The following is a 9849-nucleotide window of genomic DNA, read 5'->3' on the forward strand; positions in this document are numbered from 1 at the left end:
CGCCGCCCCTCAGGCAACCAGCCGCAGGGGCTGGCTCATCGCCTCGATCCGCGCGGCCGCGATTCCGGGCAGCTGCCCGATTTCCGCCTCGGCACCCGCCGGCAGCAGGAAATCCTGCCCCAGCCGGATCTGCGCCGTTCCGCCATGCGCCATCGGCACGATCGCCTCCACCACGCTGCGCCCGCCGCGCGGCAGCCAGGCGGCAAGCGCGGGCAGCAGCCCCGGCTGCGCATCCGCCGCCAGCTCGATCGACAGCAGTGCCCGCACCGATTTCACCAGCGCGTTCAGCGGCGTACCGTTCTGGATCGTCAGGCGCGGGCTTTCATCGCCCTCGCGCCATTGCAGTTCCACGTCCAGCAGCAGCGGCTCGCCGGCGGCGAGGCCCGCGGCCAGCGCCTCCTGCGCCTCCGCGTTGAAGCAGGTCGCCCCCCATTTGCCCGACTGGTCCGTCAGGTCCGCCATCATGTAGCGCCGGTCCGGCCCCTTGCCCTGCGGCACCCGCCAGCGCGTGTCCTCCACAAGGCCCGCCATCTTCACGCCCTGCCGGGTGCCAGCGGGGGCCCGGCGCGCCAGCGCATCCACCGCCGTCACCACATGCATTGCCGCCAGCACGGCCGAATGCGCCTCGACAGGATGGCCCGAAAACCAGAAGCCGAACGCCTCGCGCTCCTTGGAAAGCCGCTCGCCCAGCACCCAAGGCTTCGCATCGGGCAGCAGCACGGCTTCGGCCGCCGAATCCCCGCCGAACAGCCCGCCCTGCCCCGTCAGCCGCTGCTCCGCCGCGCGCGTCGCCGCCGCCATCAGAAGCTCCGCGCCCTCGAACACCCGCGCCCGGTCCAGCCCGAAGCAGTCGAACGCCCCCGCGCTCGCCAGCGCTTCCATCTGCCGCCGGTTCAGCGCGCGCGGATCGATGCGGTTCACGAAGTCGTCCAGGCTCAGGAACGGCCCGTTCGCCGCCCGTTCCCGCACGATGTCCTCCATCGCGCCCTCGCCCACGCCCTTCAACGCCCCCAGCGCATAGCGCACGGCGATCCGGCCGTCGTGGTCCTCCAGGCTGAAATCCGCGGCCGACGCATTGATGCACGGCCCCAGCAACGGCACGTCCAGCCGCCGCATGTCGTCCACGAACACCGCCAGCTTGTCGGTCAGATGGATGTCATAGGCCATCGATCCGGCAAAGAAGGCGGCGGCATGATGATGCTTCAGCCAGGCCGTCTGCCAGGCGACCAGCGCATAGGCGGCCGCATGGCTCTTGTTGAAGCCGTAACCGGCGAACTTGTCGACCAGGTTGAAGATGAACTCGGCCTGCGTGTCCGGCACGCCCTTGGCCTTCGCGCCCTCCACGAAACGCGCCCGCTGCGCGTCCATCTCCGCCTGGATCTTCTTGCCCATCGCCCGGCGCAGCAGGTCGGCCTCGCCCAGCGAGTATCCGGCCAGCACCTGCGCGATCTGCATCACCTGTTCCTGGTAGATGATCACGCCATAGGTCGGCTTCAGGATCGGCTCCAGCATGGGGTGCAGGTAATCCGGCTCCTCCCGGCCCCATTTCCGCGCCGCAAAGCTCGGGATGTTGTCCATCGGGCCGGGGCGGTAAAGCGCGCCCAGCGCGATGATGTCCTCGAACAGGGTCGGCTTCACCAGCGCCAGCGCCCGGCGCATGCCTTCGGATTCGAACTGGAACACCCCCACCGTGTCGCCGCGCGTCATCATCTGATAGACATCGGCATCGTCCCACGGCAGCCGGTCCAGATCGATCTCCACCCCCCGCCCGGCCAGCAGCTTCTTCGCCCGCGCCAGCACCGACAGGGTCTTCAGCCCCAGGAAGTCGAACTTCACCAGCCCCGCTTCCTCGGCCCATTTCAGGTCGAACTGCGTCACCGGGAAATCGGATCGGGGGTCGCGATACAGCGGCACCAGCTCCGACAGGTTCCGGTCCCCGATCACCACGCCCGCCGCATGGGTAGAGGAGTGGCGCGGCCGGTTTTCCAGTTGCAGGCCCACCTGGATCAGCCGCTCCACCTTGGGGTCGGCCGCCATCTCCTGCTTCAGCTCCGGCACGCCGTTCAGCGTCCGGTTCAGGTCCCAGGGGTCGGCCGGGTTGGCCGGGATCAGGTTCGAAAGCCGGTTCACCTGCCCATAGGGCAGCTGCATCACCCGCCCCACATCCTTCACCACCGCGCGGGCCTTCAGCGTTCCGAAGGTGATGATCTGCGCGACCTGCTCGCGGCCATATTTCTGCTGCACATAGCGGATCACTTCTTCCCGCCGCGTTTCGCAGAAATCGATATCGAAGTCAGGCATGGACTTGCGCTCGGGGTTCAGGAACCGCTCGAACAGCAGGCCCAGCGCCAGCGGGTCCAGATCGGTGATCTGCAACGCCCAGGCAACGGCGGAACCCGCGCCGGATCCCCGCCCCGGCCCCACTGGAATGTCCTGCGCCTTCGACCACTGGATGAAGTCGGCCACGATCAGGAAGTAGCCGGAAAAGCCCATGTCCCCGATGATCTTCAGCTCGAAGGCCAGCCGCTCCCAATAGGGGGCCTCGTCCACCGACATCGCCGCCAGCCGCCGCCGCAGCCCTTCCTCCGCCAGCCGCACCAGCTCGGCCTTCTCGGCCTCCGCATCGGGCACCAGCTTGGGCAGCACGGGGTCGCGCTTCTTCAGGGCGAATGCGCAGCGCTTCGCCACATGCTCCGTCATCGCCAGCGCTTCGGGCAGGTCCGCGAAGCGCTCCGCCATTTCGGCGGCGGTCGGCAGATAATGGCGTGGGTTGGATCGCTTGCGGTCCGCCGATTCCAGATAGGCGCCGTCCGCGATGCACAGCATCACGTCGTGCGCGGCATGGCCCGAAGGCTCCAGGAAGCGCGCCGGATTGGTCGCCACGATGGGCAGCCCCTGCGCATGCGCCAGCGCCAGCAGCCCATGCTCGCTCGCCTTTTCCACCGGATCGCCGGTGCGGGAAATCTCCACGAACAGCCGGTCGCCGAACAGCTGCTTCAGCCGCGCGGCCAGCGCCTCCGCGTCCTCGGCCTGCCCCTCGGCCAGCAGTTTCGCCAGCGCGCCGTCGGCCCCGCCCGTCAGCGCCAGCAGCCCCTCGCTGCGCCCCGCCAGCCGTTCCAGCCCCCCCTCGCCCTCCATATGCGTGGCAGACACCAGCTGCAGCAGATTCTGCCACCCCGTTTCGGTCTGCGCATAGAGCACCAGATGATCGACAGGCGGCTTCGCGCCGGGCCGCAGCGACCCGGGCGGCATATCCCGCACGATGGGCAGCAGCGTGCCAATCAGCGGCTGCACGCCTTCATCCATGCAGGCCTTGGAAAAGGCCATGGCGGCAAACAGCGCCCCACGATCCGTCAGCCCGATGGCCGGAAACCCGCGCTTGGCCGCCTCCTTCGCCAGCGCCTTCACCTCGATGGTGGATTCCAGCATCGAAAAGCAGCTCTGCACGCGAAGGGGAATGAACATGGCCAAACCTTGGTCCTGCAAGCGCCCGACCTCAAGCGCCGCCGGCAACATAGCTGGGGACAAATCAGCCTTCCACCAGCACCCCATGGTCCAGCCGCACCACCCTATCCATCCGCGCGGCCAGCGCCCGGTTGTGCGTCGCCACCAGCGCGGCAGAACCCTGTTCGCGCACCAGCCGCAGGAACTCGTCCAGCACCTTCGCCGCCGTGTCCTCGTCCAGGTTGCCTGTGGGTTCGTCGGCCAGCACCAGCACCGGGCGGTTCGCCAGCGCCCGCGCCACCGCCACCCGCTGCTGCTCCCCGCCGGACAGCTGCGCCGGCCGGTGATGCAGCCGCGCGCCCAGCCCCAGCCCGGTCAGCAATTCGCTCGCACGCTGTTCGGCTGCGGCCTTGTCCGTGCCCTTCACCAGCTGCGGCATCACCACATTTTCCGCCGCCGAGAAATCCGGCAGCAGATGGTGGAACTGATAGACGAAGCCCAGCTTCTCCCGGCGCAGCGCGGTTCGCGCCTGGTCCGTCAGGTCGGCCGCCTCCACGCCGTCGATGGCGATCCGTCCGCCGAACCCGCCTTCCAGCAGCCCGGCCGCCTGCAGCAGGGTGGATTTGCCGGAACCCGAAGGCCCCAGCAGCGCCACGATCTCGCCCCGGCTCAGCGTCAGGTCCACGCCGCGCAGCACCTCGATCGTGGTGCCTCCCTGCCGGAAGCTGCGGGTCAGCCCCGCCAGCCGAAGTGCCGCCTCACTCATAGCGCAGCACCGTCACCGGGTCCGTGCTGGCCGCCTTCCAGGCCGGATACAGCGTCGCAAGAAAGCTCAGGCCCAGCGCCAGCAGCGTGATGCCGATCACTTCCGCCGGGTCCGTCCTGGCCGGCAGCTCCGTCAGATAGCGCACCGAAGGATCCCACAGGTTCGATCCCGTCAGCCGCGAAACGCCCATGATGATCCCCTGCCGGAATTCCAGCACCAGAAAGCCCAGACCCAGCCCCAGCAGCACGCCCAGCCCGCCGATCGCCGTTCCCACCGTCATGAACACCCGCATCAGCGCCGCCCGGCTCGCGCCCATGGTGCGCAGGATGGCAATGTCCCGCGTCTTGGCGCGCACCAGCATGATCAGCGACGAAAGGATGTTGAACACCGCGACCAGGATGATGATCGAAAGCACCCAGAACATCACCACCTGTTCCACCACCAGCGCCTCGAACAGGGCGGAATTCAGCTGCCGCCAGTCGGAAACCAGCGCCGAAAGCCCGATCTTCTCGGCCAGCGGGCGCACATATTCCTCCACCTTGTCGGGGTTCAGCGTGGTCATCATCACCATGCCCACCTCGTCGCCCATGTCGAACAGGGTCTGCGCTTCGCCCAGCGGCAGCACCACGAAGGCCTTGTCGAAATCATAGATGCCGATCTCGAAGATCGCCCCCACCTCATAGGAAATGATGCGCGGCACGGTTCCGAACGGCGTCGTCGTTCCCTCGGGCGAGATCAGGGCGATCGAATCCCCCACCTTCAGCCCCAGGTTCTGCGCCAGCCCCGATCCGATGGCGACAACGCGCTCGCCTTCCTTCAGCCGGGCGATGTCGCCCTGCTTCACCGTTTTCGCGATCACGTCGGTCTTGCGGATGTCCTCGATGGTCATGCCGCGCACCAGCACGCCTTCCACCCGGCTGTGGGCGGATCCCATCAGCGGCTGTTCGATCAGCGGGATGGCGGTCACGATCCCCGGCGTCTTCTTCGCCTCCTCGATCACCCGCCGCCAGTCGGGCAGGCGGCCGCCATAGCCCTGCGCGACCGCATGGCCGTTCAGCCCCTGGAAGCGGTCGAACAATTCGGCGCGAAAGCCGTTCATCACGCTCATCACCGCGATCAGCGCGGCAACGCCCAGCGCCACGGCCACAAGGCTGATGCCCGCCACCAGCACGATGAAGCGCTCGCCCTGCCCCGGCAGCAGATAGCGCCGGGCGATCATGCGCTCGTAAGAGGTGATCACCGGGCGAGCTTCGCCAGCACGCTTTCGAAGGAAACCTCCTGCTTCTCGCCCGTCGCGCGGCGCTTCAGCTCCACGGTGCCGGCGGCCACGCCCTTGGGGCCAACCGTCACCTGCCAGGGCAGGCCGATCAGATCCATGGTGGCGAACTTCTCGCCGCCGCGCGCGTCGCGATCGTCATGCAGCACGGACAGGCCGGCAGCCTCCAGCTTCGCCTGCAGCGCATGCGCCGCTTCGGCGCAGGCGGCATCGTCGGCGCGCAGGTTGATGAGGCCCACATCGAAGGGCGCGACGGAATCGGGCCAGATGATGCCGGCCGCATCATGGCTTGCCTCGATGATCGCGCCCATCAGGCGGGAAACGCCCACGCCATAGCTGCCCATCAGCGGGTTCACGAGGCTGCCGTCCTTCGCCTGCACCTGCATGCCCATGGCGGCGGAATATTTGGTGCCGAAGAAGAAGATATGGCCCACCTCGATCCCGCGCCGCTTCGCCAGCCGTTCGGGCGGCACCGGGCAGGATTCCACCTTCTCATGCTCTTCGGCCTCCATCGCATAGAGGCCGCGCAGCGTCGCGGGGGCATCGGGGTCCGTCAGGTCCACCGCATCCAGCGCCGAGTCGTAGAAGACCTCGCTTTCGCCGGTGTCCGCCAGGATATGAAATTCGTGGGACAGATCGCCGCCGATGGGGCCCGTCGGGGCGCGCACCGGCACCGCCCGCAGCCCCAGTGCCGCGAAGGTCCGCAGATAGGCGGTGAACTGCGCATCATAGCTGGCGCGGCCGCCCTCTTCGTCCATGTCGAAGCTGTAGGCGTCCTTCATCAGGAACTCCCGCCCGCGCATCACGCCAAAGCGGGGCCGCACCTCGTCCCGGAACTTCCACTGGATATGATACAGCGTGCGCGGCAGGTCGCGGTAGCTCTTCACGCAATCGCGGAAGATCGCGGTGATCATTTCCTCGTTGGTGGGGCCGAACAGCATTTCGCGCCCGCCCCGGTCCTGAAAGCGCAGCATTTCAGGGCCATAGGCGTCATAACGCCCCGATTGGCGCCACAGGTCGGCAGACTGGATCGTGGGCATCAGCAGCTCGACGGCGCCGGCCCGGTCCTGCTCCCGGCGGACGATGTCCGCGATCCGGTCCAGCACGCGCAGCCCCAGCGGCAGCCAGGCATAGATGCCCGCCGCCGTCTGCCGGATCAGCCCCGCGCGCAGCATCAGCTGGTGCGAAACGATCTGCGCATCGGCAGGCGTTTCCTTCATCACGGGCAGAAGATAGCGGGACAGCAGCATGGAACCTCGTCAGATCGCTGGGGGCCGAACGCCCCGGAACAGGCGCGCGCTGCCTAGCCCATGCTGTGGCGCGCCCGCAACAGCGCTTCCGCGAAATCGGCATGCCATGTTCCAGTTTGATGACAGCCCCCACAACTGCCTCTAGGTTCCGCCCACCAAGGACGGCAGCGCCGGCCAGGGTTCGGGAACAGGTCCGGTCACCACGCATCCCGCTGAAGAGGATGGCGGTGCCCATAATCAGGGCCATCAGGGGTTAGAGTGAATATGGGCCGCCCGGCGCAAGCCTGGCGGCCCTTTTCCTGCCCTCTCCACACAGACAGTCCCGCCGCCCTTCACAGCCCCGGACCGCTGCGGCATTAATCGCCGTGGATCGTCAGCCGTTCACAGGGGCACGGCATCGGTCCGGGAAGGGGCACTCATTCCATGCGCGCATTCGCGAACCTGTTGGCGTCGCTGGCTCTCGCCGGCGCTGTTTCCACCCCCGTGGCCGCCGCCTGCTGGGAGGCAGAGGAATATGAAGCCGCCCGCATGCGCGACCTGCAGACGGTGCTGATGGTCAGCGCGCTGAAATGCGGCCGGGCCGATCCCTCCATGCCCGGCGCCTACAACCGCTGGGTCGGCCGCGCGAAGGACAAGCTCGTCGCGGGCGAACAGAAGCTGCTCGCCCATTTCGTGCGCGAGGGGGACAAGGCGCGCTACGACAAGTTCACGACCGCGCTCGCCAACCGCTATTCCGAATATGCCGAGGACGCGAAATTCTGCGAGCGGGCGAAGGCGCTGCTGGAGGCGGATGAAAAGCACAATGGCGTGCTGGAACAGGTGGCGCTGCTGATCAATTCCAAGCCGAACGGCGTGGAAGAGATCTGCCCGGCAAAGAAGCCGCCCGCCTCGCAGATCGTCGTCTCGCCCTTCGATCCGATCCCCGATCCGTCAGGCGCCGCGCCCCAGCCCGCGCCGGTCACGGCCGCAGCAGAGCCTGCCGCCCCGGCCCCGGCAGAGGCTAAACCAGACGGGACTGCTTCAACGCCGCCTCAATGAAGCTCGCGAACAGCGGGTGCGGTTCGAACGGCTTGGATTTCAGCTCCGGGTGGAACTGCACGCCCACGAACCAGGGGTGGTCCGGCCGCTCCACGATTTCCGGCAGCCGGCCATCGGGCGACATGCCGGTGAACGACAGGCCCGTCGCCTCCAGCCGCTCGCGATAGGCGGTGTTCACCTCGAAGCGGTGGCGGTGGCGCTCGGAAATCTCGGTCGCGCCATAAATGGCGGCGGCATGGCTGTTGCCTGACAGCTCGGCCGGATAGGCGCCCAGCCGCATCGTGCCGCCCAGGTCGCCGCCCGCCTGCCGCTGCTGGATGCCTTCTTCCGACATCCATTCGGTGATCATGCCCACGATGGGCTCGTCCGTCGGCCCGAACTCGGTGGAGGAGGCGTCCGCGATCCCCGCCAGGTTCCGCGCCGCTTCCACGCAGGCCATCTGCATGCCGAAGCAGATGCCCAGATAGGGCACGCTGCGCTCCCGCGCGAAGCGGATCGCCGCGATCTTGCCTTCCGCGCCCCGTTCCCCGAAGGCGCCCGGCACCAGGATGGCGTGCAGCGGCTCCAGCTTGGAGGTGATCTCGGCGTCGTCCTGCTCGAACAGCTCGGCGTCGATCCACTGGATGGTCACCCGCGCCCGGTTGGCGATCCCGCCATGCACCAGCGCTTCGTTCAGCGACTTGTAGGCGTCCGGCAGGCCCACATATTTGCCCACCACCCCGATCGTCACATGGCCTTCCGGGTTCTGCAGCCGGTCCACGATGTCGGTCCAGCGCGAAAGGTCAGGCTCGCGCCCCGGCGGCAGGCCGAAGGCGTGGATCACCTGCGCATCCAGCCCCTCGGCATGATATTGCAGCGGCACGGCATAGATGGATTTCGCATCCAGCGCCGGAATCACCGCTTCCTTCGGCACGTTGCAGAACAGCGCGATCTTCGCCCGCTCGCCGTCCGGCAGCGGCTTTTCGCAGCGGCACACCAGCACATCGGGCTGCACGCCAAGCGCCGCCAGTTCGCGCACGCTGTGCTGGGTCGGCTTCGTCTTCAGCTCCCCGGCGGCGGCGATATAAGGCACCAGCGTCACATGGACGGAAATGCTGTTGCCCCGGCCCAGGTCGTTCTTCAGCTGCCGGATCGCCTCGATGAAGGGCAGCGATTCGATGTCGCCCACGGTGCCGCCGATCTCGCACAGCACGAAATCCACATCGTCGGTGTCGGCGGTCGCGAACGCCTTGATGGCGTCCGTCACATGCGGAATCACCTGCACCGTCGCCCCCAGATAATCGCCGCGCCGCTCGCGCGTGATGATCTGGCTATAGATCCGGCCAGAGGTGACATTGTCGGACCGGCGCGAGGACACGCCGGTGAACCGCTCGTAATGGCCGAGGTCCAGGTCGGTTTCCGCGCCGTCGTCGGTCACATAGACCTCGCCGTGCTGGTAAGGGCTCATCGTGCCCGGATCGACGTTCAGATAGGGATCGAACTTGCGGATCCGCACCCGATAGCCGCGCGCCTGCAACAGCGCGCCCAGAGAGGCGGCCATCAGGCCCTTGCCAAGGGAGGAGACCACGCCGCCGGTGATGAAGATAAACCGCGCCATGGGAGAAAATACCTAACCTCTGCCACCCCGGCTGTCACGCCGGAGCGACGGTTTTCAACAGAATAAGTTAAGCGTCAGTTCTGGACGGGCGGTGCATCGGCCGGCGCGGCGGCGCCGGACGCAGGGGCAGCCGGCGCGGCAGAACCCGATGCAGGCGCGGCCGGCAGTGCGCCAGGCGCGGGCAGGGCCGGCGCGATGGGCGCGCCCTGCTGGGCGGGCGCCGGCGCGCCGAGCGGCCCCACAGGCGCCGATTCCCGCGCCAGAGTCGTGTCGATCGTGGTCGGCCGGTTCGAATGCCCGGCCAGCCAGGCCAGCCCCAGCGACGACACGATGAACAGCGTCGCCAGGATCGCCGTCGTGCGTGTCAGCAGGTCGGCCGCGCCGCGCGCGGAAACCAGCCCGCCCGCGTTGCCGCCACCCGTCAGGCCGCCACCTTCGGACTTCTGCACAAGGATCACGGCCACCAGCGCCAGCGCCA

7 protein-coding genes are annotated in these 9849 nt (G+C 67.9%); 1 reads left to right on the forward strand and 6 read right to left on the reverse strand.

Annotated elements, in window-relative coordinates; all coding sequences use genetic code 11:
* Nucleotides 1–9: 9 nt before the first annotated feature.
* The 4 genes from dnaE to proS all read right to left on the reverse strand — a co-directional run bounded on the left by dnaE (nucleotide 10) and on the right by proS (nucleotide 6736).
* Nucleotides 10–3465 carry a DNA polymerase III subunit alpha gene (gene dnaE, locus ACE3O8_RS04860; protein ID WP_374387358.1) on the reverse strand — a complete coding sequence of 1152 codons (3456 nt, stop codon included), beginning with the start codon at nucleotides 3463–3465 and terminating at the stop codon, nucleotides 10–12.
* Nucleotides 3466–3529: 64 nt separating this feature from the next.
* Entirely contained in the window at nucleotides 3530–4210 is a 681-nt protein-coding gene (locus ACE3O8_RS04865) for an ABC transporter ATP-binding protein (protein WP_374387360.1), read from the reverse strand.
* Nucleotides 4203–5429, reverse strand: a complete 1227-nt coding sequence (locus ACE3O8_RS04870; protein WP_374387378.1) for a lipoprotein-releasing ABC transporter permease subunit — start codon at nucleotides 5427–5429, stop codon at nucleotides 4203–4205. The genes ACE3O8_RS04865 and ACE3O8_RS04870 overlap by 8 nt, the downstream gene beginning before the upstream one ends.
* Nucleotides 5430–5446: 17 nt before the next feature.
* A complete protein-coding gene (gene proS, locus ACE3O8_RS04875; RefSeq protein ID WP_374387362.1) occupies nucleotides 5447–6736 on the reverse strand; it encodes a proline--tRNA ligase in 1290 nt (429 codons plus the stop codon).
* 423 nt (nucleotides 6737–7159) lie between these two features.
* Here proS and ACE3O8_RS04880 point away from each other — a divergent pair, with 423 nt between their 5' ends.
* Entirely contained in the window at nucleotides 7160–7774 is a 615-nt protein-coding gene (locus tag ACE3O8_RS04880; RefSeq protein ID WP_374387364.1) for a hypothetical protein, read from the forward strand.
* On the opposite strand, the gene ACE3O8_RS04885 is transcribed toward ACE3O8_RS04880, so the two are convergent.
* Together ACE3O8_RS04885 and secG are read right to left on the reverse strand one after the other, a co-directional pair.
* Complete coding sequence (locus tag ACE3O8_RS04885; RefSeq protein WP_374387366.1) at nucleotides 7737–9371, reverse strand: CTP synthase; 1635 nt, start codon at nucleotides 9369–9371, stop codon at nucleotides 7737–7739. The genes ACE3O8_RS04880 and ACE3O8_RS04885 overlap by 38 nt on opposite strands.
* 74 nt (nucleotides 9372–9445) lie before the next feature.
* Nucleotides 9446–9849, reverse strand: a 404-nt coding sequence (secG, locus tag ACE3O8_RS04890) for a preprotein translocase subunit SecG (protein ID WP_374387368.1), incomplete at its 5' end; no start/stop codon positions are given.

Origin of the sequence: Sandaracinobacter sp. (assembly GCF_041909755.1) — a bacterium.
Taxonomy (GTDB): domain Bacteria; phylum Pseudomonadota; class Alphaproteobacteria; order Sphingomonadales; family Sphingomonadaceae; genus Sandaracinobacteroides.

Excerpts from the sequence above, each read along its gene's own strand:
- ACE3O8_RS04870 (WP_374387378.1), bottom strand. The coding sequence starts at position 5,429 with ATGATCGCCCGGCGCTATCTGCTGCCGGGGCAGGGCGAGCGCTTCATC.
- ACE3O8_RS04880 (WP_374387364.1), top strand. The coding sequence starts at position 7,160 with ATGCGCGCATTCGCGAACCTGTTGGCGTCGCTGGCTCTCGCCGGCGCT.
- dnaE (WP_374387358.1), bottom strand. The coding sequence starts at position 3,465 with ATGTTCATTCCCCTTCGCGTGCAGAGCTGCTTTTCGATGCTGGAATCC.
- proS (WP_374387362.1), bottom strand. The coding sequence starts at position 6,736 with ATGCTGCTGTCCCGCTATCTTCTGCCCGTGATGAAGGAAACGCCTGCC.
- ACE3O8_RS04865 (WP_374387360.1), bottom strand. The coding sequence starts at position 4,210 with ATGAGTGAGGCGGCACTTCGGCTGGCGGGGCTGACCCGCAGCTTCCGG.
- ACE3O8_RS04885 (WP_374387366.1), bottom strand. The coding sequence starts at position 9,371 with ATGGCGCGGTTTATCTTCATCACCGGCGGCGTGGTCTCCTCCCTTGGC.